This is a genomic window from Paenibacillus sp. FSL E2-0178, assembly GCF_038593005.1.
GTDB lineage: Bacteria > Bacillota > Bacilli > Paenibacillales > Paenibacillaceae > Paenibacillus_AQ > Paenibacillus_AQ phytohabitans.
The window spans coordinates 2,877,945-2,903,509 of the sequence record NZ_CP151953.1 but is presented as its reverse complement, the minus strand read 5'-3'; the positions used below and the strand labels follow the sequence as shown (position 1 = coordinate 2,903,509).

Genomic DNA, 25,565 nt, shown 5'->3' with positions numbered 1-25,565 from the left:
TGCGTTTTTGAGTAGGATAGCCGTGGCTACCTGATGTGGACGCTCCACGAACGGATAAATGTGGCAATGACTATAATCAGTGGTTGTGACTCCCTAGTATCTTCCTATATTCCCTTTCTAACAAAGGCTTGGAAATCCAACAAAAAGTATAGGATTCAAAGACCCTGTTTGATTAAACTCCAAATGCGTTCGAACCTGTCTTGGTAGTCTGGAAGATTCCAGGATTCTTTGAAGGACGGGAGGCTAAACACCGCAAATGCGGAGAGAATTGCCTCTGCCCGTTCGAAGCGGGGATCGTGATAGTCCATGAAGCCGTCAATAATTTGATAGGAATCCCATAGAACATCGCGTAACACCAGGGGATTGCTATCCACGTATTGTGTATTCAAGGCGAACATTTTGGGATTTTCGTTATAGGCGCGTTTTTTGGCGTTAGCAAATGCCCAGAGCCAATCATGGAGCAGGTCCTGTGCATTCATCAAATTTGTATTATCTAGTTTTATTTGTTCTGAAATCATCCGGTTGAACCAGTTTTTAGATACGGCTGCCCAGAGCTCTTGCTTATTCTTAAAGTGTTTATAAAGCGCGGCGTGGGTGATACTTAATTCATCCGCAATTTGTGATAGCGTTACTTCGGATTTTTCCGTGCGTTCAATTAACGCCTCCGCTGTTTCAATAATGAGCTCTTGTGTGATTTTAGCCACCGCGCTTCCAACCCTTCTTTCTTCGATAAATTCCTTATCAATCGTTTATACACCTGTCTCTATTTTATCATATAAAATGTTAGGTAACAATTGTTGACTTTTGTAACCTTTGATATTATGCTTGGTGCATAAGTTACAAAAACAATAAAATGTTACTTATCATTCAGCACATAGGAGGCAATTAATTATGAAAGCGGCGCAGATTACCAAGTATTCAAAAAAGTTCACGGTAGAAGTCAATGATATTCCAGTCCCGGAAATAAGTGAAAACGAGGTTTTGGTCAAGGTGAAAGCAGCGGCGGTTAATCATTTGGAATTGCTCATCGGGACCGGAAGCGTCAAGCTGATCCAGGATTATGAGTTTCCATTAGTACTCGGTAATGAGCTGACGGGTGTTATTGAAAAGGTCGGTAAAAACGTCCGGGGATTTGAAGTTGGTGAGGCGATTTATTCACGCCTGCCACTACAAAAAATCGGTGCCTTTGCGGAATACGCGGCGATTCATGCGGATGCCATCGGGCACTTGCCCGCTAATCTGGATTTTGTGACCGGTGCTGCTGCTCCATTAACAGGATTGACTGCTTATCAAGGTTTGCATGAAGAATTGGCTGCCAAAGCTGGAGAAAGCGTGTTTATTCCCGGGGGTTCTGGTTCATTTGGCCAAATGGCCATTCCTATCGCCAAAAGCATGGGGCTGAAGGTCATCGTCAGTGGAAATCCGCAAGCACGTGAACGGACAATGGCGGCTGGAGCAGACCAATATATGGATTACACGATGGAGAACTATTGGGAACAACTTCGTGATGTTGATTATGTGATGGATACCTTGGGACCAAGCGAATTTGATCATGAACTTTCGATTATCAAAGCAGGCGGTCGCCTTCTTTCCCTGCGGACCGGCCCTAACAAACGTTTCGCCGAGCATATGGGCTTGCCAGGCTGGAAACAAAAGCTCTTCACCATTGCCGGGGCCAAGTATGATCACAAAGCGAAGAAAAAGAAGATTCAATATCATTTCATCTTTGTTCGCAGCGATGGCGATCAATTAAAGAAAATTACGAAGATTATTGAAGATAACGGGATTGTTCCAGCGGTGGACCCCACAGAATTCCACATTGATGATATCAATGAAGCACTAAAGCTTGTTGCTACAGGTCATCCTAAAGGAAAAGTCATTATCCGATTTTAAGGGGTGTTACCTTATGAAGGCTGCACAAATTTCGCGGTATTCCAAGATACTGGAAGCACAAATTAACACAGTCGCTGTTCCATCCATCACACCAACACAGGTTTTAATCAAGACTAAGGCAGCAGGTGTTGATCCACACCTTGTCTTGGCGATTACAGGCAAAGTTAAGTTGTTTGATCATTACGACTTTCCATTGACTCTGGGCAACGAGCTAGCCGGAGTAGTGATCGAAGTCGGAGCCGGTGTCATGGATTTTAAGGTAGGGGATCACGTGTACACCATGCCACCGCTCGATAAGATGGGGGCGTTTGCCGAATATGTCGCAGTAGATGCGGCGATTGTGGCTAAGATGCCAGCTAATCTTTCCTTTAAAGAAGCAGCGGCCGTGCCATTGTCTGCTTTGACGATCGTTCAGGCGCTAGCTATTTTAGATACTCGTCAAGGCGGTAAATTATTTATCCCCGGCGGTACGGGAGGCTTTGGTCAGATGGCCGTTCCTTACGCGAAGTCACAAGGGCTGTTTGTGACCGTTAGTGGTAGTGGATCAGCACGTGTCTTGGCGGAGCGACTCGGGGCAGATGAGTTTATCGACTATGCAACGCAGGACTATACTGACATACTGACAGGCTATGATTATGTTATTGATACGCGGGGCGCCGGCGAATTTAGTAAACAAATTAAGATACTGAAGCCTGGCGGCAAATTACTGTCGTTAAATGCTGGTCCCAATGCCCGATTCGCGAATCAAAGCACAGACTTGGCAACGGCGAAGAAGATTCTCTTCAGTTTACTGGGAGCACCTTTTGATGGAATTGCCAAATGGCAAAAGAAAAGGTATGACTTCTTATACGTACAGTCGAATGGTCAGCAATTAGCAGCTTTCACACAGTATCTTGAAAAAACAAACATTAAGCCGGTGATTGATTCCGAGTACCCCTTTGAACAAGTGAATGCCGCGATTGCTAAGATTGCGACAGGGCATAGCCTAGGGAAAGTCATATTGAAAGTAGATGATGCAGAATGAAATTAAAAAATAGAACGATATTGGTGACAGGTGGGACCTCCGGGATTGGTTTTGCTTTTGCTAAAAGTTTTCTCGGTATGGGAAATACTGTGATTATCACGGGGCGTTCACAACAACGCATCGACCAGATAGTAAAGAACAATCCCGGACTTATCGGGATGACGGCAGATGTTAGTGATCCCCAAAGCGTTGAGCAGCTTGCTAAAGAACTGACGATTCACTATCCGAAACTGGATATTATTTTCAATAACGCTGGTATTATACACGAATTTGACTTGTTTGATGAAACTATTACCTACGAGCACATAACCGCAGAAATCGCCACAAACTTGAATGGGACAATTTATATCACCAAGGCTTTGTTGCCACTGTTAGCCAAACAACAGGAGGCAATGGTTGTTAACGTTAGTTCACTACTTGCTAATATTACAGTTGCCAACGCACCGACTTATTCTGCAACGAAGGCTGGCATCCACATGTTCAGTGATGCATTACGTGAGCAAATCCGGGCCAAAGGAAAAAACATTCATGTGATGGAACTTTGTCCACCTGTTATTTCTGAAACTAATCTCACGGACACTTTTGACGAAGGTTTCATGAATAAGGTGATCTCTTTGCCATTAGCGAAGCTTGTTAAAGTCGGTATTAAAGGGATGGAAAAAAACAAAATACGCGTAAATGCAGGTTTTACTAAGGTTATGCGCTTTTCTATGAAGTTCGCTCCGGATTTCATTACGCATATTTGGGGTCAAATGCTTCTTAAATCAAATTAAACGAGAATAGTGTGAATTTAGTAGGGATTCTTAATGGTTTTTACCATTCATAAAATTCTTTACCGATCGTTCTCAATATGTTATATTGATTAGCAGGGAGGGAATAGAATGGCAAGAAGCAAAGAATTCGAAGAGAACGTGGTATTAGAAAAGGCGATGAAGCTTTTTTGGGAACAGGGTTACGAGAAGACATCTATGACGGATCTGGTCAAGCAGATGGGAATCCATCGGAGAAGTTTATATGACACTTTTGGCGACAAGCATACACTGTTTTTGAAAGCAATGGACCGATTTCGCGATAAAGTAAGTGCTGAGCTTGAAGGAGAAGTTAAACGCTCTAAGACTGCAACTGAGGCCCTTCAGCTTATTTTTAGCTTCGTGATATGTGGTGAAGAGGAATCACCTTCTGGTTGTTTGATGGTTAATTCAGCGGTGGAATTGGCAATGCGTGATGCTGAAGTGGATGTAAAGACCACAGAATTGTTTACATTATCAGAACAGCTGTTCAAAGATATTATTCTGTGGGGACAGCAGGATGGAGAGTTTAGCTCAGATTATAATGCCGACGATCTAGCGGAACATCTGCATGCAGTTTATGTAGGGTTAAGGGTAATGACAAGGACCTCCATACGTAAAGAAAAATTACACCGTCTAGCCAATTTATCGATTAAACTTTTATCTAAGTAATTATTGTATATGCATACTTGAGCTATTATGAAGATTCAGCATAGAAAGATATTAGTTTAATTGCCTGTGTTTATTCTAGTATGATCGTTCTTGAATGAGAACGCCGTTCTATCCCTTGAATGAAGAATTGTAATCAAAAACAAAAAGGAGCTAATACAATGAACATTTCTGAACAAGTAGCATTTGTCACTGGAGCAAACCGGGGTCTGGGCCGTCAGCTCACTCTTGAACTTCTGTCCAGAGGGGCTAAAGTATACGCTGGTGCAAGAAATCCTGAGACCATTGATATTCCTGGAGTTACACCTGTAAAGCTTGATGTTACAAAACCAGATGAGGTTGCAGCAGCAGCAATCCTTGCTAAAGATGTTACGCTTTTAATCAACAATGCAGGATCATCTACAGGCGCTTCTTTGCTGGAAGGAGACGTGGGAAAGATACAGTTGGAATTTGATACGCATTTCTTCGGTACGCTATCCATGGCTCGTGCTTTTGCACCGATCATTGAAAAAAACGGGGGAGGATCGATTTTGAATATTCTGTCCGTACTATCTTGGTTTAGTATGGGAGCTTCCGGTGCGTATACAGCTGCGAAGGCTGCAGAATGGGCATTGACGAACGATTTACGTTTAAACTTGTATCCTCGTAATATTAGAGTAGCAGGATTACATGTAGGCTTTATGGAGACAGACATGACAACCGGTATAGATGCTCCCAAGTCGAACCCTTCAGATATCGCAAAAATAGCTATTGATGGCATCGAATCTGGCAGCTTTGAAATTCTTGCTGATGATAACAGCCGAATGATACAAGGTGGACTTGCAGGTGGCGTTGCTGCAATATACCCACATCTTACTTAATCATAATTTCTTGTTAAACAAATCTAAGAGGAGTGTTAATAATGGAAAAACTGTGGACTAAAACAAAAGTTGGCAATCTGGAATTACCGCATCGCTTGGCGATGGCACCAATGACACGCAGCAGAGCAGAGGAAGATGGTACACCGGGAGAATTAAGCTCCCTGTATTATGCTCAAAGAGCATCGCTGGGACTCCTTATTACAGAAGGTGCACAACCTTCTGATGATGGTCAGGGTTACTTAAGAACACCTGGGATCTATACGGATAAGCATATTGAAGGGTGGAAAAAGGTTACGGATGCCGTGCATGAAGCAGGCGGGTATATTTATATTCAATTAATGCATGTCGGTCGTGTGTCGCACCCTGACAATACTCCTCATCATCGGCAGCCTGTGGCACCCTCTGCAATTGCACCAGGAGTAGAAACGTTTACGGCTACAGGCATGCAGGATATCCCCGTACCACGTGAATTGAGTAAAGAAGAGATTCAAATAACCATTGCAGATTATCGTAAAGCTGCGGCCGCAGCTATTGAAGCAGGCGCTGACGGCGTTGAAATTCATGGAGCAAATGGTTATCTAATCAACCAATTTATTGGTGAAAATTCCAATAAACGTACGGATGAATATGGTGGATCTATAGAAAATCGAGCTCGCTTCGCGATTGAAGTAGCCAAAGCCATCATTGACGAGATCGGGGCAGAGAGAACTGGCTTCCGCATTTCGCCAGGGACCCCTCTTGGCGGGATTCAAGATGGTGAACAAGGTCCTGATCTTTATCGTTATCTTACACAGGAATTAGCAAAATTGAATTTAGCTTACCTTCATATTATGCACCTCGGAAACGATGAATTGCTTCAAGATATTCGTTCCTTATGGACGAATCCATTGTTAGTCAATCGGGCTGGACGGGGACTGGAGAATATTAGTGTTGATATCGAGAGTGGTCTTGCTGATCTGGCACCTGTTGGGGTATGGTCATTGGCTAATCCGGATTTCGTGGAACGACTTAAAGCAGGCGCTCCATTAAATGAAGCAGATCCTGCAACATTTTATGGTAGTGGAAGCAAGGGTTATACGGACTATCCTACGTTGAAAGAACTGGAAGCTCAGAAGGGTTAAGGCTATATTATATGGAAGAAAAATGGCGTACAACTTAAATTTGTACGCCATTAATTACTTTTAAAGGGTGAATATGAATTGAAAACAATGGTTATCATCGGTGCTGGACCAGGTCTGGGCTTCTCACTGGCCAAAATTTTTGGAAGTCATGGATTCCGTATCGCAATGGTTTCAAGAACACAGGAGAAGCTGGATCAATATGCTGAGCAGCTGGACAGGATGGGCATTGAAGCTCAGGGTTTTGCTGCCGATATTACAGACAAAATACAGCTTACCAGGGCTTTTCAAGAAATTAAGAGTACATTCGGTACAATAGATGTCATGGAGTTTAGCCCACATAGTGGTAGTGTTGCTACGACTTCTGTACTGGATACGACTGATGAGAGCGCACTGCAAATTTTCAACAATGTTGTAATTGGAGCCATTAATTCAGCAAGACAAGTCATCCCGGAAATGACTGAACGAGGTGAAGGGGCGCTTCTTTTCACAAGCGATCTTTCGGCAATGAGTCCAAGCTCCATGTTTGGAAATTCAGGCATAGCGATGTCAGGGTTGCGAAACTATATCCTTAATTTACACGAGCGTTTGCTTCCACGCGGGGTATTTGTTGGTCATTTGTCGATTAGTCCTTTGATCAAGAAAGGTACAGGTTTTGATCCTGATCAAGTCGCGGAAGCTTGGTACGATCTATATGAGACAAGAACTGTGGCAGAGGATACTTTCCCAAAGGGGATCATGCAATTTATTAACTAAAGTAGAATGCTCATTCTAATTAAATGAACCAAGATGGGAATGGTGTACGTGGAATATCGTGTATTAGGTCATACGGGTCTTAAAGTAAGCAGTTTTGTATTGGGTACAGGTACATTTGGTTATTGGGGGAATAATACTCAAAAGGACTGTGCCCCCATTCTAGATGAAGCACTAGCGGGAGGCATTAACCTAATTGATACGGCGGATGTATATTCAAATGGTCAAGCAGAAGAAATTTTAGGTGAATTACTAAAAGGACGCAGACAAGATGTCATTCTGGCCACTAAGGGCGGTATGCCCATGGGTGGTGGACAGAATCAATCTGGAAATTCGAAATTCTGGATTAAACAGGCAGTGGAGAATAGTTTGCGAAGACTTCAAACCGATTATATCGATCTGTATCAACTACATCAGCCTGATCTAAATACCGATATAGAAGAAACGCTTGACATACTTGCGGATCTGGTTAGAGAAGGGAAAATTCGCTATATTGGCACATCCAATTTTCAGGCCTGGCAAGTTGCAGAGGCTCAATGGACAAGCGAACGCAGAAATGTAGCACGATTTGTTTCTGAGCAATCTCCATATTCCATTCTGAACCGCAGTATTGAATTTGATTTGTTAGCTGCCACAGCGAAATACGGAATAGGTGTTTTGGTTTGGAGCCCACTTTCGGGAGGTCTATTAACTGGTAAATACCGTTATGGAGAAGCTGTCTCCGCCGATTCAAGGGCAGCTACCTTCGCGGGAAGTTTGCAATCGATTGTTGACCCTAACCGGGAAGAAAACCGCAGCAAGTTTGAAGCTATAGCTAAACTCCAAACGCTGGCAGATGAGGCGGGATTAACCTTACCGCATCTTGCCATGGCATTCACACAAGCTCATTCTTCCATTACTTCAGCGATTGTTGGGGCTAGAACAATCGGGCAACTCCGGGAAACCTTAAAGGGGAATGACATAAGATTAAGCAACGATATCTTGGACGCAATCGATGCAATTGTCCCACCCGGAGTTACTCTGGATGCAATGGAAAAAGGATGGACTCCAGGATGGTTACAGGCAGACAAGCGAAGAATTCTTCGTTAAGCATCATTGATTCAGTGAAGAATAAAATCAAGCATCACGCTTGATTTTATTTGCAATTTACACTTTAGTTTGCGGATCATTTACTTACAGGTATAATGATTGCTTGAGGTGACTACATTGGGAAGAACCAAAGAATTTGAAATTAATGAAGTGTTAGATAAAGCGATACAGCTGTTTTGGATGCAAGGTTACGAGAAAACTTCAATGCAAGATTAAGTAGACTTTATGGGAATTCACAGAAGAAGTATCTATGATACTTTTGGTGATAAGCACGCTTTATATATGAAGGCACTTAAGCGGTATGAGTCTACTCAAAACAAGAAAATAAGGTTCTTGGTTGAGAAGCAAGAACCGGTAAAGGAATTAATCCGCCGATTTCTGGAGTCCTCGATAGAGAAAGACGGAGAACCTCTAGGATGCTTCATTGTTAATTCGGGTGTTGAACTGGGAGTGCTGGATCCGGAAGTTGCCTCTCTTGTTGAAGATAGCTATTTAAATACAGAGAAGCTGTTATATCACCTTGTTCAGACGGGTCAGCAAAGAGGAGAGCTTAGAGCTTCACTGGAGCCTGAGGCCATTTCTCATTATCTGATGAATGCCTGGTTAGGACTGCGGGCGATGGTAAAAACAGCAACAGAGCAAAGGAAATTAACGAGTATTATTCATACCATACTGAACACTCTAGATTGAAATTCCTTTACTGGATAGAATAGTTCTCAGTGAAAAACATGACTTTTTCTCTAGGGTCGGAGAAATTGCTTTATTTGCATCATGATATGGTGATACTCCAACCCAATGGTCCAAAAAGTTCAATTTGGACATGAAAATAAGATATGTTCAATTCTTTTTATAAATGCAGTAATGGCTCGGAGTTTGACTACCTCTTTTGCTTTATCAGTTTATATTGGAATCTTAGAAAGAACGGAAGCGCGTTGTTTTATCCCAGGGTATGGAGAGACTTAAATGAGGGTGGCAGCTGCACGTCTAATTTAATCTCGAAGAGGGAGTCATCTTGCAGTTCCTTGGAAACAACCTCAAATTCAGACTTGAGTTCATTAGCTTTGCTGACCGATTTGTGCCCGTGAATGCGAATTTCTCTTTCTAAGTTGCTGGCATCTTCCGGATGATCCATAAAATATTTCTTTGCCGAATCTCTACCTTGCCCCAGTCTTTTTTCACCCTTGAAAAACCAAGACCCGGATTTGTTTACTAATTCACATTCGATCCCCAAATCAATAAGTTCCCCCATTTTCGAAATACCTTCACCGTACATGATGTCAAACTCTGTTGTGCGAAATGGTGGAGCGAGTTTGTTCTTAACAACCTTAACACGAATGTGATTACCAACTATTTTATTCTCAGATTTTATAGATTCTATGCGGCGAATGTCTAGTCGGATAGATGAAAAAAATTTCAATGCACGACCTCCTGAAGTTACTTCTGGACTTCCGAACATAACACCGATTTTTTCTCTTAGCTGATTTATAAATATAATTACACATTGTGTTTTAGAGATTGCACCTGTCAATTTCCTTAAAGCTTGACTCATTAGTCGTGCTTGGAGTCCCATATGAACAGCGCCCATTTCCCCTTCAATTTCTGCTTTAGGTACAAGAGCGGCTACTGAATCAACTACAATCACATTTACGGCGTTTGATCTGACTAATGCTTCAGTAATTTCCAATGCTTGTTCACCTGTATCAGGTTGGGATATAAGCAACGAATCAATATCAACCCCTAAGGCTTTTGCATAGGTTGGGTCCAAAGCATGTTCAGCATCTATAAATGCTCCTGTTCCACCTAGTTTTTGAACTTCTGCAATGATATGAAGGGCTACTGTGGTCTTGCCGGATGCTTCTGGACCATAGATTTCGATCACTCTACCTTTTGGAATACCTCCGATACCCAACGCTAAATCTAGACCTATCGAACCTGTTGGGATTGTTTCGATCGTTCTATTAATAGAGTGTTTTCCCATACGCATGATGGAGCCTTTTCCGAATGTTCTTTCTATCTCTGTCAAGGCTTTCTCCAGGGATTTTTTCTTTTCAATCTGTGATGTTGCTGTTAGTTCAATAGCCATATCTGATATCCTCCTCAATCTATGATACAGACACTAAATAAACATCTTATCTATAATAGAGCAAAAATCCTCCAGTGGAGGATTTTTCGTGTTTTGATGTAGCGAAGAATAATATTTACACGACTAGATAATCTCCGCAATCATAAGTATTGTATTGTTTTTTGATTTTGAGGATGATAGAGCCGTCGGGCTGAGACGATTCCTCTACCACCTTGTATTTGATACGCTTACGTTCAAGCGTCGCTTTATAGGCATTTAATTCCTCTTTAAGTTCCGCAATACCTGCAGTGCTAGTAACATCATCTTTCAGATGAAAATGGATCGTTTGTTCCAAACAAGCATATTTAATACGTTTCATAGGTAATTACCTCCTCATTGATATTTCCGTATTTTAGCACAAAAAAATTTTTTGGTGTAAGTCTGAATTTTTGAGATTTTTATTTTTTTCTGAAAGCTTTAAGGGGTATTTGGGGTATTCCTTTGCAATGCTTGGATAAAATGAAAAACAAAAAAACCTTTATTCTATAAGGGTTTTTTTGTTTTTTCATTCATTCGCTGACTATAGTTTCACAATCATTCCTTAACTGAAAAATTGCTGAAAAGGGGGCTTGACATGCGTATGATATACTAAAAATATAAAGAATTAAATTAAAATTTTGGAGGCATTTCGTAATGAAACCAGGAGAACCGGTCTTTTATCCACTTAATGGCGTAGGGATATTTGATTCAGAAGTTAAACGAATTTTCATGGACGATACAAAAGCCTATTACAAAGTATATTTCCCGTTACAAAAAATGACCATGTTCATTCCAAAAGACAAAGAGCAAAAAAAAGGGATACGGCCTCTTTCCACTTTAGAATATTTGCATGAAACAAGAAAAATGTTTTTTGAAGAATTTTCAAGACTACCTGTTATGACATCTGAGCGTCATATTATCTTACAAGAGAGAATTGAAAGCGGCGATGTTACAGATGTAGTCACAATCATTCGGGATTTAATCTGTTCTCCAAAATACAATTTAAGACTAAACGGACATGATAAATATATGCTTACAACGGCCTGTGACATGTTGGCACATGAACTCATGTATGCTGCCGATATATCCATGAAAGAGGCCCAAGTTCTTATTAAAAAAGATATAGATTTGAGGCTTGCAGAATAGAATACTCTTGTCGCATTATACAAATTAAATTGAAATATAGATATCAAACTGAAAGCAGGGAAAAGTATGATTCTTACCAAGAAAGAAGCAGTAGTAATTGAAATGATTCGCAAACATCTGACTCGAAAAGATATTGCCCGCAAACTCGTGATAAGTATCTATGAGGTAGATAACATCGTTTCAAGGTTGGTAGAGCGCTCAGCTATCCAGAGATCGGAATTCGGGAAGGGAGAGTGCAAAGTACTCTTGGACGCATATGAAATTAATGACAATAGCGAGCAATTGTTTAAGCCTAAGAAAGGGATCGAGGTCTTGATTCCTGAAAAATACGAAGAGTATATTCGAAATCAATATGGAGTAATACCGCGCAGGGAGATCGCAAAACAACTAAACTTGAATAAAGTGACATTGAATCAAATGATTATGCAGCTTGGCTTAGGTGGGAAGGAGATAGTACAGATTAATAAGCACTTAACGTCGAGCGGCGATTTATCGAAAAATAATCAACGATCCGAAATAATGAGCTTCAATGGAATAATTCCTGAGCAGTAAACGGATAGCCGGTTCAGCGAAAAGTACCTGGTGTTACTATTAAGTGGAATCATTTTTGGTTATTGCAAAAGAATAAAAAGGGAGCTGTCTACGACATGAATTACAAAATTGGTCAAGTTTCTAAAATTTTAAATATTCCTATTGAAACACTACGATACTATGAACAATTAAATATAGTTTACCCAAATAAAAATGATAATAAGTATCGGCTATACGAGCCCTGGGATATAAATTTCATTTCTGAATGTAAACGTCTCAGAAGCCTGGATTATTCGTTGTCAGAAATTCACAATATAATGCATTGTGATAATCTGGAACAATACTCCAAGCGTGTAGAAGAAAAACAAATGGACTATATTCGTAAATTAAAACACTATAGTTTGCTTATTAAGAAAAATGAGGAATTCAGAAATAATTTGCTGAATATAGAAAAGGATTTGGGAGAATTCTCTTTGACCGAGCAACAGGATTTGTATTACATGCTTCACCGATATAATTACAATTATGAACCAATAGATGAATCATGGTTGAATTACCTTCCATTTGCTGAAATCACAGTTGAAATGCAAATGAACAATATTTTAAATAGAGATACTACTAATGACCACGCGTGGGGATATTCTATTAAGAAAGAATATGTTGAGGCTCTTGATATTCCATTAAATGATAAGGTTAAGTGTGTAAGGAAAAAAAAGTGTGTTACCACTATAATTACTGCAGGGGAAAAAGGGAGTTTCTCATTGAAACTACTGGATAAGGCATTGGAGTATATTCGAGAAAATGGATACCAATTGACTGGAAATGTTACTGGGAATATATTGGCACGTGTTCATGAGTCAGACAGATACCATCGATACATTAAAGTTTGGTTGCCTATAGAATAGAAACCGAGAAAACAACCAAATGAATAATTACTTTGAAGCCATTTAAAAGTAAGTGAAATAAATAACAAAGTTCTTGAGCCTGTAGTACCTATAGGGTTTATATTAAAGTTGTTAAATTTAAACATGGAGGGCTCACAATGCTTAATTATCTTTTCACATCTAAAAAAATTAATGAATGCGAAATTCCAAACAGATTAGTCGTAACGGCGATGGTGACCAATTACTGCAATCAGGATGGAACTGCAACAGAGCAGTATATTGCATATCATGAAGAAAAGGCCAAGGGAGGTTGGGGGCTTATTATTACTGAAGACTACGCTATTAGTCCTCATGCTATGGGATATGAAAAAATTGCGGGACTTTGGAATGATAGTCAAATTGAGAGTCACAAGAAGTTGACAGAAACCATTCATAAATATGACAGCAAAGTTTTTTGTCAAATCTATCATGCGGGTAGACAAGCCTGTAGTGCTGTAAACGGCGGCGTTCAGCCAGTCGCTCCCTCAGCAATACCATGTCCTTGGAATCGTGAGATTCCACATGAACTGACAATTAGTGAAATTGCGCAAATAACTGAGGACTTCGGAGACTGTGCTCTAAGAGCAAAGCAAGCCGGGTTTGATGGGGTGGAAATCCATGCAGGACACGGCTATTTGATTGCAGAATTCATGTCTTCATATGTCAATAAGAGAACAGATAAATACGGTGGTTGTTTGGACAATCGATTAAGATTTGTTAAAGAAGTATATGAGAATGTTCGTCAAAAAGTTGGAAGTAACTTTCCAGTAACCATTCGTTTTTCTGCAGATGAAGGCGTTCCAGGAGGCAGAGATATCTCGGAATCAAGAATACTGGCAAAACAGTTTGAAGAATGGGGGTTGGATGCTCTTCATGTATCTAATGGTGTTTATGGAAGTCAGAACAAGGGGGGGACAGTCGCCCCTATGTATGTGCCCCACGCTTGGACCGTTGATTTTGCCGCCGAAATAAAAAGACTTGTTGATATCCCAGTGTTTACCGTAAATCGTATTAACGAACCATTAATGGCTGAAAGTATCTTGGAGATGGGGAAAGCCGATTTTATTGGCATGGGAAGAGGCTCTTTGGCGGATCCGGCTTTACCTAACAAAGCAAAGAATGGGGAGTTCAGCGATATCCGATATTGTATTGGATGTCTACAGGGTTGTACAGGAGCGTTGCTGGCAGGATCTACTCTGACTTGCCTGGTGAACCCGTCATTAGGGAAGGAATGGGAGATAGACTATACTCGGGTTTCTGAACCGAAAACTGTTGTTGTTGTTGGAGGCGGCCCAAGTGGCTTGGAAGCAGCTAGAATAGCGGCGGTTAAAGGTCATAAAGTTAGCTTATTCGAGCAAAAAGGATTTTTGGGCGGACAATTTGTATCGGCTGCCTACCCGCCGAACAAAGGAGAATTGGCAACATACACAGCGTGGATCATAAACGAATTGGATAAGTTACAAGTAGACATTCATTTGAACACTAAAGTTACAAAAGAACTGGTACAAAAAATCAACCCGGATAACATTATTGTAGCTACTGGCGGCGTTCCAATGATTCCTCCAATTAAAGGCATTGATAAATCACATGTTTTTGCTGCCGAAGACGTGCTACTTGGTAATGTTCCCACTGGAGATAGGGTTGTAATAGCAGGTGGCGGTGAAGTGGGCACCGAAACAGCAGCTCATTTGGCCTTGCAGGAGAAGCAGGTCACAGTGGTTGAGATGTTCCCAACACTAATGAAGGAACTGGACAGTGTGAGTCGCTTCAATCTAAAGAAAATAATAAATGAGTACGAAGTCAAGCAGTACACAGAGACAAAAGTAGTTGAAATATTGGATGACGGGGTTGAAGTTGAAAATAGTCAGGGGAGAACTGTCCTTCAAGCTGATACTGTTGTTCTTGCATTGGGCTATAAGCCGAATAATACGTTAGCAAGTGAATTGAAATCTGTTTTTGATAATGTCGTAGTTGTTGGAGGGGCACTGAAAACAAGTAATGCTCTTCATGCGATTCGAGAGGGTTTTGAAGTGGGAATTAGTATTAAATGAGTACTGAATTCTTAAGGTTTTAGTTATATGTCATTAAATTATTCAATTTCTGGCCAGAATCGATGATGCTCTTACTATATTTGCTGGGTTCTTAGGAGTCCGGCTTTTTCGTGCCCCAATAAATTTCTAAAAAATGAAATTCTGATGCATCTTCGTTCGCTGAAAAAGACCCGAAAAGACGTGTCCCTGCACGATCCGATCGGGACCGATAAAGAGGGCAACGAGATCATGCTGATCGATATCCTCGGCTATGACGCCAAGGATTTGGGGATCTCACGGAGTTATGTGTCGATGCGACTTGTCTATGGATGAGTCGTTTTTTGTGCGGATATGGTTCACCGTGCTGTCTGTGACGGCAAGATTTAGGGCCATCCTTTTCGGGATGGCCCTGTCTCTTAGTTCACAGTCTCCAGTAATCTGGAGACCATTGTTGCAAACTCTGCTCTGGTAATATCTTTTCCAGGCTTAAAGGTACTATCCTCGTAGCCAGTAATAATATTATTGGAGGCGAGTGCATCAATGGAATCATAATACCATGCATTTCTATTAACATCTTTGAAGGATGTGTTTCCAGTACCTGTCAGCTTAAAGGCTCTAGTGATCAGGGCCGCTAATTCACTGCGGCTTATCTTGTCGTTCGGACGGAAGGTTCCATCGCTATATCCGTTCATCAGGCCTGCTCCGGCTGCTGCGCCGATATACGTATTAGCCCAATGCGTTGGAGATACATCTGTAAAGCTGCTAGCCTGTCCTTCAAGCCCCATGTACGTTGCAATGACCTTGATGGATTCGGCACGGGTCAACCCTGAATCCGGACGGAAGGTTCCATCGGAATAACCCGTAAGTAATCCCTTGGCTATAAGCACATCAATGCTTGCTTTTGCCCAGTGATTAATGGTATCTGCGAAACTGACAACTTCCGGCGTAGGTGTTGGTGCTGCTGGTTCTGTAGGTGCTGGTGTTACTGTAGGAGCAGGTGTTGGTGTGGGCGTTGCTGTTACCGGGGGAGTTACGGTACCTCCTCCAGGACTTGGATTGCTTGGTTCATTATCTACTGGATCAGGATTAGTAGGGTTAGAGACGTATTGAAGTGCTGGAGCATAGGCTGTAAGCAGTCTGGCTTGACTTTGTTGCTCAAGAGCATAGCCCATACCTAATACTTTTGCATCGTCCCATGCTCTGCCAACAAGCTGCATGGAGATAGAATATCCGCTGTCGTTCGTTCCTACAGGAACAACTACCGTAGGGAGGCCGACATTAGACGTTAATACGCCCGTGTTGCGGTCAGAGCTTAATTGAGAGGCTGCTGCGTCATTGTTATATACGTCACTGATAAAACCTGCATAAACCACAGCATCGACGCTATTCTCGTCCATCCAGCCTTTAATAACTTCCTTATAGTCCGTTCTATATTTGATGTAATCTTGTACAGCTTGTTCAGTCATGCGGGTAGGCTCTGTATATCCTCTTTGATTATAGATAAGCACCTTATCTGAAGCCAGTACACTTGCTCCATCAATGTAAGGGAAGTTCTTATGAAGCTCAATATAGCGCGCCCAACCTTCAGTAGATCCATTAATGCCTGAAGGACGGCTAGGCGCTGACGGTATTTTTGACATTTCAACCATTGTCGCACCCGCTGCCTGAAGCTCGGAGAACTTATTCATTACGGCTTGTCCGGTATCATCATCGGCATAACTAGAGACAAAGGAAGCAGGGATATATCCGATTTTCTTTCCTTTCAATGCATTAGTATCCAGAGATTCCTTCCAGTCAGCCGGACGCTTATGATCTGCATCTGCAGTCACTGTGAAGATATCCTGTGGATCTGTACCCGTTGTAGCATTCAACATGATGGCCAGGTCAGTTACTGTCTTAGCAATGGGACCTGCATAATCCTGTCCCCAAGTGAGCGGCAGTACACCTGTAGTACTTGCCATGCCGTCTGTACCACGGAAGCTCTTTAAGCTGGCGCCTGTAGTAGGTGCATAGAGAGAGACCCCTGTTTGTGATCCCATGGCTGCTGCTGCAAAATCAGCTGCAACAGATACTGCCGAGCCGCCGCTTGAGCCAAAGGATGTTTTTGATGGATACAGGGCATTCCAGGTTTGCTGCCAGCCGCTCTCACTAAAGCTTCCGCTGTTGGCGAACTCGGAAGTATTTACTTTACCAATAATTACAGCTCCGGCTTCCCGCAGCTTATTCACCTGGAAGGCATCAGAATCCGGCTTCCAGCCTTCAAGCGCTTTGCTGCCGCCTGTAGTAGGCATATCCTTGGTATCATAGATATCTTTTATCGCAATGGGAATACCGAGCAAATCCCCCTTTGCACCTTGTGCGCGGGCATTGTCAGCAGCTTGTGCCTGGGAAAGCGCAGTTTCAGAGACATGCAGGAAGGCATGGAAGCCAAGCTGGCCTTCATCGTATACCTTGATTCTATCTAAATAAGCCTGAGTAATTTGCACGGAAGTAGTTTTACCGCTAATCATATCCTGCTGCATTTGTGCAATGGATTTATTCGTAACATCATAGGGGGATGAAGTGATGAATGCTTTAGCAGCAGGAGCCTCAGGAATCACTAGGGTATCTCCAGTATCCAGTCCCTCTATAGCAGAGATATCCCAGTTACTGATTGAACGGATTTGTGCGTTTGTTAATCCGGATACATCCAGCTGGCTATTCAGTCCGTTTAGCATGGTCACCAGATTCTTCAGGCCTTCTTCACCCGCTTCTCCAAGTTGTACATAATGCACCAGGGATTTCGACTGACCCGGCTCAATATTTAATGTATTAATGAACCCGTAGAAATTCGCATCATTTCCGGACTTAGCTAATGGTGTGGTGAATGGATTCTGCTGCTGATTGCCTAGGCTAGTTAATCCATTCTCAAATGGATGTGGAGACCCGACTGCAACGCCCAGCGGCTTATTGTCTTTGGCACTGCTGTCTACAACAATCCATGAATCATCCGTAGTCGCCTCGAGATCATTGGAGTAGGTTGCCTTGACTACTGAAGCATTTGCTGCTGTACCATACCCCAGAGAGCCGCCGAAAGAGACATCAACCTTTACGTTCATATCATTTTTATTAGTAAAAGTATCAAAGAATCTCGTGCGATTATTTATAGTATCGACATACACATCACGTGTAACCGTTACATTTCCCAGATTTACAGATTGAGTCGAAGTGAATCTATTCACACCATCGTATTTCAAGTCAAACCCGCGCATCATTTGACCATTCATCAGTGAAGCTGTAGGCGACGACACTTTAACGAAGATATTACCGAAGCCTTGTACTTGTGTAGTCCCAACGGTACGTAAACTTCCTGTGTCTAAGCTAGGCGCAAAGACATCATGAATCTCCCATACTGTGCCGCTTGCTGAAGTAACCCGGGTTAAAGCATCAGCGGTCTGAAACGGAATGACACTAGAAGCGATAACAGATAACGCAATGGACGTAGCTATAAATTGCTTTTTACTCCAATTATTTTTTGCTGGTGAATATTCGGAGCGGGGGGAACCAGAATGATTTCTTTTAGTTTTACGTAGACGTTTTAGCTTATTCATTTCAGTAATCTCCTCTTCCTGTATGTATATTTATTAATTTATGTTAGGAAATATAACATCGTTATTTCTATCAGTCAATAAATATTAAAAATTTAATATATTTTTAGAGTTTAAACAAAGAATAAATACTATAATTATTAAAATATGTAATGTTAATGGTAATTGATAAGTATATTAAATTACATAACATGTTATGCTTGCAGTAGATAGGTCTCTTCTTTTGTTTCATGGGTACATTATAAATAGAGTAGATTCGGGCAGGCATCGTTGTAGCCTACGGATCTGGTGTTAGATAAAGCGGTACAGTTATTTTGGAAGCAAGGTTATGAGAAAACCTCCATGCAGGATCTAGTAGATTTTATGGGAATCCACAGAAGAAGTATCTATGATACTTTTGGCGATAAGCACGCTTTGTATATGAAGGCACTTAAGCGGTATGAGTCTACTCAAAACAAGAAATTGAGATTATTAGTTGAAAGGCAAGAACCGGTAAAGGAATTAATCCGCCGGTTTCTGGAGTCCTCGATAGAGAAAGATGGAGAACCTCAAGGATGCTTCATTGTTAATTCGGGTGTGGAGCTGGGAGTGCTGGATCCGGAAGTTGCATCTCTTGTTGAAGATAGCTATTCAAATACAGAGAAGATGTTATATCACCTGGTTCAGACGGGTCAGCAAAGAGGAGAGCTTAGAGCCTCACTGGAGCCGGAGGCCATTTCTCATTATCTGATGAATGCCTGGTTAGGACTGCGGACGATGGTAAAAACAGCAACAGAGCAAAGGAAATTAACAAGTGTTATTCATACCATACTGAACACTTTGGATTGAATAGTTCTCAGTGAGGTCCAAAAAAGAGTTCAAAAAGCGACTTGTCTGCGGATGAGTTGCTTTTATTATATTAAAATTTATTCATACTAAAATGGTGTGAATAGTTGATAATTTGCTTTCTTGCAGTTATAATCCTATTAATCATCAATGAGTAACAACGAAAATACAAGTATCACTGAAAGGATGAATAGAGTGGCATTGGAATCGCAGCTTCTACAGCTTGAGTATGAATTCTTAAAGGCTCTGGGGAATGCCGAAGCTCCACTTGGTGCCAGTACCCTGGTACATACGCTAGGAAAAAAATATAATCTCAGCCAAGCTACCATCGGACGCAAGCTGATGGAATTCGATATCGAGGGCTACACGGCCCTTGAAGGGCGAAAAGGGCGTATTCTGACGGACAAGGGAAACGGTCGCGTTGCCTATCTGGAAAAGCTGCTGCAGCAGAAAAATGTGAATTCTCAGCTCCTGCAGCTATTGAATAATTCGGGAGAATCCGCGCTGCTGGATGTGCTTGTGGCCAGAAGGGCGCTGGAGCGGGAAATTGCTTCACTGGCTGCACAGCGGGCGACAAAAGAAGAAATAAAGCTGCTTGAAGCTTCTATTGCCACCCAGCACGAACTGTTGTCTCAGAATATCATTCCGTATGAAGAAGACCGTGAATTTCATACTTTACTTGCGCTTGCAGCACGCAATGAGGTACTGCTCCATGCGGCTCAGCTGGTGTGGCAGACGGGGAGGGATTTCCTGGAAACTGCATATATCCGCCGCAAGGTGGGCAGCGAGCTTGTCGTAGATCACCGTAAAATTCTGAATGCCGTTGCTGCAGGTTCTGCTGAACAGGCGGAGGCAGCTATGGTGATGCATATTAATCAAATGATTGAGGATGTCAAACGTTATTACGCTATACAAAATCAGGAACAGCATAGCTTGTAAATGCCCTAAATGAAGGAGTGGAATTCGTGGAAATTAATTACCGCTTAGGCATCGATATCGGCGGAACCTTTACGGATGCCATCGTAACAGACGGACATGGACAGGTTGTCGCTGCGCTAAAAACACCCTCCGTAGCTGATGCTCCCGAACAGGCGATTTTTCATACATTAGAGCAACTGCAGTCCAAGGGAGTAGATACCCGCAGCATCAAACTTTTCGTGCATGGTACTACACTCGGGGTAAACACGCTGATCGAACGCAGTGGTGCTGTAACCGGACTGCTGGTGACCAAAGGCTTCCGGGATGTGCTCGAAATACGCCGCTTGCGGCTTGAGAATACCACCAACCTTTATGGGGATAAAACGCAGCCGCTTGTCCCCCGCCAGCTTGTAAAAGAAATTAATGAACGGCAGCTTGCAGACGGCAGAGTGCTGACGGAGCTGGACCCGGAGGAACTGCTTCGGGCGGTGGACGAATTGGTGAAGGACGGAGTTACAGCTCTGGCAATCAGTTTCCTGCACTCTTATGCCAATTCTGGACATGAGCAACTGGCTGAACAGCTGATCCGTGAGCGTCATCCGCAGCTGTTCATCTGCAGAAGCAGCGCAATCTGGCCGCAGCAGCGTGAATACGAGCGTACACTCGCCACGGTGATGAATGCTTATGTAGGCGAACGGATGGGTTCTTATTTCAACCGTCTGCAAGCCGGAATTGGACAATACGGAGTATCGGCGACGCTGCTGTCCACGATGTCGAACGGAGGAATGATGACTGCCGCCCGTGCTGCAGTTGAACCGGTAAGGACACTCCTGTCTGGACCCGCCTCCGGTGTAATCGGTGCAACCTATATCGCGGAACAGGCAGGGATCAGTCAGGTCGTTACCTTCGATATGGGCGGGACAAGCGTAGATGTCGCCTTGATTGACGGAGAACCTGCCTACTCTACGGAGAATCAAGTGGGTGATTTCCCGGTCATTATTCCGGCAATAGACGTGACCGCTATCGGTGCGGGCGGAGGTTCCATAGCCTGGGTTGATTCGGTAGGGGTACTGAAGGTAGGGCCGCGCAGTGCAGGCGCCAAGCCGGGACCGGCCTGCTACAACCGGGGCGGTGAGCAGGCAACAACCACTGATGCCTATCTCCATCTGGGCATTTTGCAGGCAGACCGCTTTCTTGGCGGTCAGATGCGCCTCTTCCCGGAACTGGCTGAACGGGCGCTTACACATTTGGGCAACCAGCTTGGGCTGAATGCCACCCAGACTGCGCAAGCTATTCTGGATGTGGCTACCGCCAATATGTATGCCCAATTCTCACCGCTGATGGCGCGAAAGGGAGTCGATCCCCGCGACTTCACTTTGCTAGCTTATGGCGGAGCGGGCCCGATGCACGCTTTTCTGATGGCGCGTGAGGTTGGCATCCGCCGGGTGCTGATTCCACCATCTCCCGGAACACTTTGTGCAATGGGCTGTACGGTTGCGAACCTGCGTAATGACTTTGTTTTCACGCTCCACAAGAGCAGCCGTGGACTGGCTGAGGATGAACTCAAGACCCGTTTCTCCTCGCTGGAGCAGCAAGGCCGCCGCTGGATCGAAGAAGAGGCCCGGGGCGGAGTGAAGCTGGAAGGTACCTATGTCATTTACAGTGCCGATATGCGGTATGAAGGACAGGCATTTGATCTGGAGGTCATGCTTTCCGAATCTGAGATTTCCGAACCTGAAGAAGCCAAGAATAAGTTCCACGGACAGTATGAGTCTGTCTTTGGCATCAGCCAGCCAGAGGCGGAAGTCATGTTCGTCAATTTGCGGGCAAGCATCGTCGGGCTTCTGCCGGGCAAGACCATGGCAATTCTTCCACAGGCAGAAGCGAGTGGGAAACCTATTGAAGCCCGGAGAATCTCATTTGATGGACAGGAATATCAGGCCAAGGTGCTGAGCCGGGAGCATCTGACAGCAGATAGCCGGGTTTCCGGTCCGGCTATCCTTGAGGAATATGATACGACGGTCTTTATTCCTTCCGGTTACACGATACACGGTGATCTTTACGGAAATATTATCGGGGAGGCAGATTAATGATTACGGATAAAGTCTTCCTGGAGATCTTCAACAACCGGATTCAGGCTGCCGTAGAGGAAATGGCTAACGTCGTGCTGCGAACCGGCTTTACCGCCTTTGTCAAAGAAACAGGAGATTTCGGTACTTATCTGTTATCCCCGGAAGGTGAGACGTTCGGTTCCCCGCTGGATACGGGATACAACCTGTCGCTGGGAATTCCTGCGGCTACCACCATCCGGGCAATCGACCATTGGCAGGATGGTGATATGGTCATCTGCAACGATCCTTATACCACGGGGGGGATGGTTACCCATCTTCCGGATATCCACTTGATTAAACCCTATTTCCATGACGGCAGGATTATTGCCTTCGGCCTCTGCTTCGTGCATTCCTCGGATGTCGGCGGCAAGGTTCCGGGAAGTGTGTCGCCAAGCGCGTATGACATTCATATGGAAGGCATCCGGATAGCACCGGTCAAACTGTATGAAGCCGGCCAGCTTAATGAGCAGGTGCTCCGGCTGCTGCTGGACAACAGCCGGATTCCTGAGCAGAACCTTGGAGATCTCAAGGCGCTTATGGCTGCGCTGAATAGAGGGGAGCAGCGTTTGAAGGAGCTGATCGTCAGATATGGTGCACAGCAAGTGGAACAAGGCATCGAGAATCTGCTTGAATATGCCGAGCTTAAAGCTCGGACGATCATTCAGGACATACCCGACGGCTCCTATGACTTCTGGGACTACCTGGAAAAGGGTCCTGGCGGCTATCCGATCCGGCTGCGTTGCCGGATGACAATTACCGGAACGGATATCCATCTGGACTTTAGCGGAACCGACCCGCAGGTTAGAGCCTCATTTAATATTCCGACGCATAACCAGCAGGGTCACTATATGCTTGTGCCTGCGCTGATCCGCTACTTCCGGACCCTGGATCCGACGATTCCCTGGAATTCCGGGATGGTAAGGATGGTGCGCAACTACGCGCCCCCGGCATCGGTGCTTAATCCGGAACCGCTGGCGGCGGTAGGTGCGAGAGCAGCAACCTTTATCCGGGTGATGGATGTCATTACCGGTGCGCTGAGCCAGGCGCAGAGCAGTAAAGTGCCGGCTGCGGGAGCGGGCCAAGCCTGTATTGTCATGATGGCGATGACCGATGCTTCCGACGGCAAGCGCAAAGTCGGTGTGATCCAGCCGGTCTGTGGCGGATCGGGGGCCAGACCGATGAAGGACGGAATTGACGGGATGGATTTTGCCGTAGGCCATTTGCGGAACATCCCGGCTGAAACCGTTGAGGCGGAGATGCCGGTACTGATTGAACGTTACGGCCTGCGGGCGGATTCAGCCGGAGCCGGCAAATTCAGAGGCGGCAGCGGCATTGACTTGCGCGTTAGAATCCTCAGTCCGGATACCGTAATGACCGCAAGAAATATGGAACGGATGGAATTCCAGCCCTGGGGCCGTCTGGGAGGCGGTGTAGGAGAGCATGGAGAAGCGATTTTGAATGAAGGCCGGGCAGATGAACGTAACCTTGGCCGGATTGACGAGCTTTTGCTCCAGCCGGGGGATACCGTGACTTTCCTCTCCCAGGGTGGCGGCGGATATGGAAGTCCGTATGAACGGGACCCGGCACTCGTACTGAACGATGTGCAGAAAGGGCTTTTGTCGGTGGAGCAGGCTCGTGAATGCTACGGTGTAGTGATAAATGCCAATACCATAGATGAAGTGTTCACAAGATTGCTGCGTGGCGGGCTTCATAATAATGGGGAGGCCTTCAGCTTCGGGGAAGCCCGGAACGAATTTGAAATCCTGTGGACGGATGAGATGCAGCTCGCCGTGAACGCTGCCTTGAGCAGCTATCCACTGGCGCTTCGGGATTATTTGAAGCGACAGACAATGGCTGAAGCCGAGCGTAGGGTGGCCTCAGGCCATCCGGTCTCACCTTCAGCAGTTCCAGGAATAATGGAAGAATTGCGCGGGGGAATAGGACTGCGCTGATGACTACAACCGCTGATGATCGTAAGAAAACTAAATTACACCAAATAGTAAACAACCTGGAGGAGAGAAACCAATGAGTATTCAAAAACCTAAGCGTTCTTATATCTTACCTGCCGTGTCGCTTGCCCTGATGCTGGCACTCTCGGCTTGCGGAGGGGGGACCAATGTGAATAACGCTGCCGGAAACAATGCTGCAGGAAGCCCGGACAATTCCCCGGCAGCCGGTAGCGGAGAAAAAGTAAAGCTGACCATGTTTATCTGGGCCGGCTCCAATCAGGATGTGGTTCCTAAGGAAGTCGTAGCTGAATATGTAAAAAACCATCCGAATGTTGAGGTGACCTTCGAGGAATCCTCCAATTCTGTAATGTATCCGAAAATGCTGGCAGGCAAGCAGGCCGATGCTGACAATCCGATTGTAAACTTCGGGTATTTCAATGCGGATGCTTCGGCGAAGGGCCTCAATGACGATATGTGGGAGCCGCTGGATCCGGCCATAGTGACGAATATGAAGGATATTCCCGAATCCTTCCATACAACAGACAACAAGGGTATCGTCTGGGGAGTATCCAGCTTTGCGCTGGTCTACAACAAGGATCTGGTGAAGACACCGCCCACAAGCTGGAACGATCTGTGGGGAAGCGAAGAGTTCAAAGGCAAAACTGCATTGTGGGATTACATGTTCTATTCTTATCTCTCCCCGCTTCTGGCTGTAAAAGGGGAAGAACTCGGCGCATCCTATGACAATCCTGAACCAGCCTTCCAATTCTGGGCAGACAACAGTGATCAAATCGGAACGCTGGTTACCTCGAACGATCAGCTCAAGGGTCTGCTTGACTCAGGCGACGCGCTGATTGCTCCATTCAGTGCACAGGTAGCACAAACATGGATCGAAGGCGGCTCCCCACTGGCTGTAGCCTATCCTAAGGAAGGTGCGATTTCCTTCCCGTATTCCCTGCAGGTTGTCAAAGGCTCCACACCAGAGCAGGAAAAAGTGGCCAACGAGATCATTAATGAGCTTCTTAGCGCAGAAGCGCTGTCCCGGTATGCCGAGGTAACAGGAACTCCAGTTACAAGTACAGCTGCAGCGATTCCGGATAAATACAAGGATGATCCATCCTTCTCCGTTGAAGAACAGGGCAAGGGGATTAATCCGGACTGGGATACGTTGGCCAAGAACAGCTCTGCCTGGAAGGATCTATGGGACCGTCTGGTCAAAACAGAGCTATAATCCGGCAGCTGTCATCAAC

Annotated in this window: 23 protein-coding genes; 19 read left to right on the top strand and 4 right to left on the bottom strand. The window is 44.4% G+C overall.

Going from position 1 to position 25,565, the window contains the following annotated elements; genetic code table 11:
* Positions 1 to 155: 155 nt before the first annotated feature.
* On the bottom strand, positions 156 to 704 hold the full coding sequence (locus tag MHI42_RS12645) for a TetR/AcrR family transcriptional regulator (RefSeq protein WP_342424011.1): 549 nt from the start codon (positions 702 to 704) through the stop codon (positions 156 to 158).
* A 187-nt stretch (positions 705 to 891) separates the two neighbouring features.
* Here MHI42_RS12645 and MHI42_RS12640 point away from each other — a divergent pair, with 187 nt between their 5' ends.
* The 9 genes from MHI42_RS12640 to MHI42_RS12600 all read left to right on the top strand — a co-directional run bounded on the left by MHI42_RS12640 (position 892) and on the right by MHI42_RS12600 (position 8,884).
* On the top strand, positions 892 to 1,893 hold the full coding sequence (locus MHI42_RS12640) for an NADP-dependent oxidoreductase (protein ID WP_336102367.1): 1,002 nt from the start codon (positions 892 to 894) through the stop codon (positions 1,891 to 1,893).
* 13 nt (positions 1,894 to 1,906) lie between these two features.
* Positions 1,907 to 2,917, top strand: coding sequence for an NADP-dependent oxidoreductase (locus tag MHI42_RS12635; RefSeq protein ID WP_342424010.1), 1,011 nt, complete (start codon positions 1,907 to 1,909; stop codon positions 2,915 to 2,917).
* Positions 2,914 to 3,690, top strand: coding sequence for an SDR family NAD(P)-dependent oxidoreductase (locus MHI42_RS12630; RefSeq protein ID WP_342424009.1), 777 nt, complete (start codon positions 2,914 to 2,916; stop codon positions 3,688 to 3,690). The genes MHI42_RS12635 and MHI42_RS12630 overlap by 4 nt, the downstream gene beginning before the upstream one ends.
* A 108-nt stretch (positions 3,691 to 3,798) precedes the next feature.
* Positions 3,799 to 4,377 (top strand): TetR/AcrR family transcriptional regulator, encoded by a 579-nt coding sequence (locus MHI42_RS12625; RefSeq protein WP_342424008.1) that lies wholly within the window; start codon positions 3,799 to 3,801, stop codon positions 4,375 to 4,377.
* 158 nt (positions 4,378 to 4,535) lie between these two features.
* The gene (locus tag MHI42_RS12620; protein ID WP_340988550.1) at positions 4,536 to 5,234 is read left to right on the top strand and encodes an SDR family oxidoreductase; all 699 of its coding nucleotides are present in this window, start codon (positions 4,536 to 4,538) and stop codon (positions 5,232 to 5,234) included.
* 41 nt (positions 5,235 to 5,275) lie between these two features.
* Positions 5,276 to 6,355 carry an alkene reductase gene (locus MHI42_RS12615; RefSeq protein ID WP_342424007.1) on the top strand — a complete coding sequence of 360 codons (1,080 nt, stop codon included), beginning with the start codon at positions 5,276 to 5,278 and terminating at the stop codon, positions 6,353 to 6,355.
* A gap of 87 nt (positions 6,356 to 6,442) precedes the next feature.
* Entirely contained in the window at positions 6,443 to 7,108 is a 666-nt protein-coding gene (locus MHI42_RS12610; RefSeq protein WP_342424734.1) for an SDR family NAD(P)-dependent oxidoreductase, read from the top strand.
* A gap of 48 nt (positions 7,109 to 7,156) precedes the next feature.
* The gene (locus MHI42_RS12605) at positions 7,157 to 8,194 is read left to right on the top strand and encodes an aldo/keto reductase (RefSeq protein WP_342424006.1); all 1,038 of its coding nucleotides are present in this window, start codon (positions 7,157 to 7,159) and stop codon (positions 8,192 to 8,194) included.
* 225 nt (positions 8,195 to 8,419) lie between these two features.
* Positions 8,420 to 8,884 (top strand): TetR family transcriptional regulator C-terminal domain-containing protein, encoded by a 465-nt coding sequence (locus MHI42_RS12600; protein ID WP_342424005.1) that lies wholly within the window; start codon positions 8,420 to 8,422, stop codon positions 8,882 to 8,884.
* A 247-nt stretch (positions 8,885 to 9,131) separates the two neighbouring features.
* Here the strand turns inward: MHI42_RS12600 and recA are convergent, their stop codons facing one another.
* Both recA and MHI42_RS12590 read right to left on the bottom strand, forming a co-directional pair.
* Positions 9,132 to 10,277 (bottom strand): recombinase RecA, encoded by a 1,146-nt coding sequence (recA, locus tag MHI42_RS12595; RefSeq protein WP_342424004.1) that lies wholly within the window; start codon positions 10,275 to 10,277, stop codon positions 9,132 to 9,134.
* A 115-nt stretch (positions 10,278 to 10,392) separates the two neighbouring features.
* Positions 10,393 to 10,635: a hypothetical protein gene (locus tag MHI42_RS12590; RefSeq protein ID WP_342424003.1), complete on the bottom strand. Its 243-nt coding sequence runs from the start codon at positions 10,633 to 10,635 to the stop codon at positions 10,393 to 10,395.
* A gap of 314 nt (positions 10,636 to 10,949) precedes the next feature.
* Here MHI42_RS12590 and MHI42_RS12585 point away from each other — a divergent pair, with 314 nt between their 5' ends.
* The 5 genes from MHI42_RS12585 to MHI42_RS12565 all read left to right on the top strand — a co-directional run bounded on the left by MHI42_RS12585 (position 10,950) and on the right by MHI42_RS12565 (position 15,258).
* Positions 10,950 to 11,441, top strand: coding sequence for a CarD family transcriptional regulator (locus MHI42_RS12585; RefSeq protein WP_342424002.1), 492 nt, complete (start codon positions 10,950 to 10,952; stop codon positions 11,439 to 11,441).
* A gap of 66 nt (positions 11,442 to 11,507) precedes the next feature.
* Complete coding sequence (locus MHI42_RS12580) at positions 11,508 to 11,993, top strand: hypothetical protein (RefSeq protein ID WP_342424001.1); 486 nt, start codon at positions 11,508 to 11,510, stop codon at positions 11,991 to 11,993.
* 95 nt (positions 11,994 to 12,088) lie between these two features.
* The gene (locus MHI42_RS12575) at positions 12,089 to 12,877 is read left to right on the top strand and encodes a MerR family transcriptional regulator (protein ID WP_342424000.1); all 789 of its coding nucleotides are present in this window, start codon (positions 12,089 to 12,091) and stop codon (positions 12,875 to 12,877) included.
* Between the two features lie 137 nt (positions 12,878 to 13,014).
* On the top strand, positions 13,015 to 14,946 hold the full coding sequence (locus MHI42_RS12570) for an FAD-dependent oxidoreductase (protein ID WP_342423999.1): 1,932 nt from the start codon (positions 13,015 to 13,017) through the stop codon (positions 14,944 to 14,946).
* Between the two features lie 180 nt (positions 14,947 to 15,126).
* Complete coding sequence (locus MHI42_RS12565; protein ID WP_342423998.1) at positions 15,127 to 15,258, top strand: hypothetical protein; 132 nt, start codon at positions 15,127 to 15,129, stop codon at positions 15,256 to 15,258.
* An 83-nt stretch (positions 15,259 to 15,341) separates the two neighbouring features.
* Here MHI42_RS12565 and MHI42_RS12560 read toward each other — a convergent pair whose 3' ends face one another.
* The gene (locus MHI42_RS12560; RefSeq protein WP_342423997.1) at positions 15,342 to 18,515 is read right to left on the bottom strand and encodes an amidase family protein; all 3,174 of its coding nucleotides are present in this window, start codon (positions 18,513 to 18,515) and stop codon (positions 15,342 to 15,344) included.
* A gap of 285 nt (positions 18,516 to 18,800) precedes the next feature.
* Between MHI42_RS12560 and MHI42_RS12555 the strand changes: the two genes are divergently transcribed.
* The 5 genes from MHI42_RS12555 to MHI42_RS12535 all read left to right on the top strand — a co-directional run bounded on the left by MHI42_RS12555 (position 18,801) and on the right by MHI42_RS12535 (position 25,546).
* On the top strand, positions 18,801 to 19,340 hold the full coding sequence (locus MHI42_RS12555) for a TetR/AcrR family transcriptional regulator (protein ID WP_342423996.1): 540 nt from the start codon (positions 18,801 to 18,803) through the stop codon (positions 19,338 to 19,340).
* A gap of 192 nt (positions 19,341 to 19,532) precedes the next feature.
* The gene (locus tag MHI42_RS12550; RefSeq protein ID WP_342423995.1) at positions 19,533 to 20,276 is read left to right on the top strand and encodes an FCD domain-containing protein; all 744 of its coding nucleotides are present in this window, start codon (positions 19,533 to 19,535) and stop codon (positions 20,274 to 20,276) included.
* A 26-nt stretch (positions 20,277 to 20,302) separates the two neighbouring features.
* On the top strand, positions 20,303 to 22,345 hold the full coding sequence (locus MHI42_RS12545) for a hydantoinase/oxoprolinase family protein (RefSeq protein WP_342423994.1): 2,043 nt from the start codon (positions 20,303 to 20,305) through the stop codon (positions 22,343 to 22,345).
* Positions 22,345 to 24,318: a hydantoinase B/oxoprolinase family protein gene (locus MHI42_RS12540; protein WP_076242468.1), complete on the top strand. Its 1,974-nt coding sequence runs from the start codon at positions 22,345 to 22,347 to the stop codon at positions 24,316 to 24,318. The genes MHI42_RS12545 and MHI42_RS12540 overlap by 1 nt, the downstream gene beginning before the upstream one ends.
* 73 nt (positions 24,319 to 24,391) lie before the next feature.
* Positions 24,392 to 25,546 (top strand): extracellular solute-binding protein, encoded by a 1,155-nt coding sequence (locus MHI42_RS12535; protein WP_340988544.1) that lies wholly within the window; start codon positions 24,392 to 24,394, stop codon positions 25,544 to 25,546.
* Positions 25,547 to 25,565: the final 19 nt, after the last annotated feature.

What these genes read in the sequence shown, in the direction of transcription:
- MHI42_RS12640 (WP_336102367.1), top strand. Translation starts at nt 892, where the DNA reads ATGAAAGCGGCGCAGATTACCAAGTATTCAAAAAAGTTCACGGTAGAA.
- MHI42_RS12635 (WP_342424010.1), top strand. Translation starts at nt 1,907, where the DNA reads ATGAAGGCTGCACAAATTTCGCGGTATTCCAAGATACTGGAAGCACAA.
- MHI42_RS12630 (WP_342424009.1), top strand. Translation starts at nt 2,914, where the DNA reads ATGAAATTAAAAAATAGAACGATATTGGTGACAGGTGGGACCTCCGGG.
- MHI42_RS12625 (WP_342424008.1), top strand. Translation starts at nt 3,799, where the DNA reads ATGGCAAGAAGCAAAGAATTCGAAGAGAACGTGGTATTAGAAAAGGCG.
- MHI42_RS12620 (WP_340988550.1), top strand. Translation starts at nt 4,536, where the DNA reads ATGAACATTTCTGAACAAGTAGCATTTGTCACTGGAGCAAACCGGGGT.
- MHI42_RS12615 (WP_342424007.1), top strand. Translation starts at nt 5,276, where the DNA reads ATGGAAAAACTGTGGACTAAAACAAAAGTTGGCAATCTGGAATTACCG.
- MHI42_RS12610 (WP_342424734.1), top strand. Translation starts at nt 6,443, where the DNA reads ATGGTTATCATCGGTGCTGGACCAGGTCTGGGCTTCTCACTGGCCAAA.
- MHI42_RS12600 (WP_342424005.1), top strand. Translation starts at nt 8,420, where the DNA reads ATGGGAATTCACAGAAGAAGTATCTATGATACTTTTGGTGATAAGCAC.
- recA (WP_342424004.1), bottom strand. Translation starts at nt 10,277, where the DNA reads ATGGCTATTGAACTAACAGCAACATCACAGATTGAAAAGAAAAAATCC.
- MHI42_RS12590 (WP_342424003.1), bottom strand. Translation starts at nt 10,635, where the DNA reads ATGAAACGTATTAAATATGCTTGTTTGGAACAAACGATCCATTTTCAT.
- MHI42_RS12585 (WP_342424002.1), top strand. Translation starts at nt 10,950, where the DNA reads ATGAAACCAGGAGAACCGGTCTTTTATCCACTTAATGGCGTAGGGATA.
- MHI42_RS12580 (WP_342424001.1), top strand. Translation starts at nt 11,508, where the DNA reads ATGATTCTTACCAAGAAAGAAGCAGTAGTAATTGAAATGATTCGCAAA.
- MHI42_RS12575 (WP_342424000.1), top strand. Translation starts at nt 12,089, where the DNA reads ATGAATTACAAAATTGGTCAAGTTTCTAAAATTTTAAATATTCCTATT.
- MHI42_RS12570 (WP_342423999.1), top strand. Translation starts at nt 13,015, where the DNA reads ATGCTTAATTATCTTTTCACATCTAAAAAAATTAATGAATGCGAAATT.
- MHI42_RS12560 (WP_342423997.1), bottom strand. Translation starts at nt 18,515, where the DNA reads ATGAATAAGCTAAAACGTCTACGTAAAACTAAAAGAAATCATTCTGGT.
- MHI42_RS12540 (WP_076242468.1), top strand. Translation starts at nt 22,345, where the DNA reads ATGATTACGGATAAAGTCTTCCTGGAGATCTTCAACAACCGGATTCAG.
- MHI42_RS12535 (WP_340988544.1), top strand. Translation starts at nt 24,392, where the DNA reads ATGAGTATTCAAAAACCTAAGCGTTCTTATATCTTACCTGCCGTGTCG.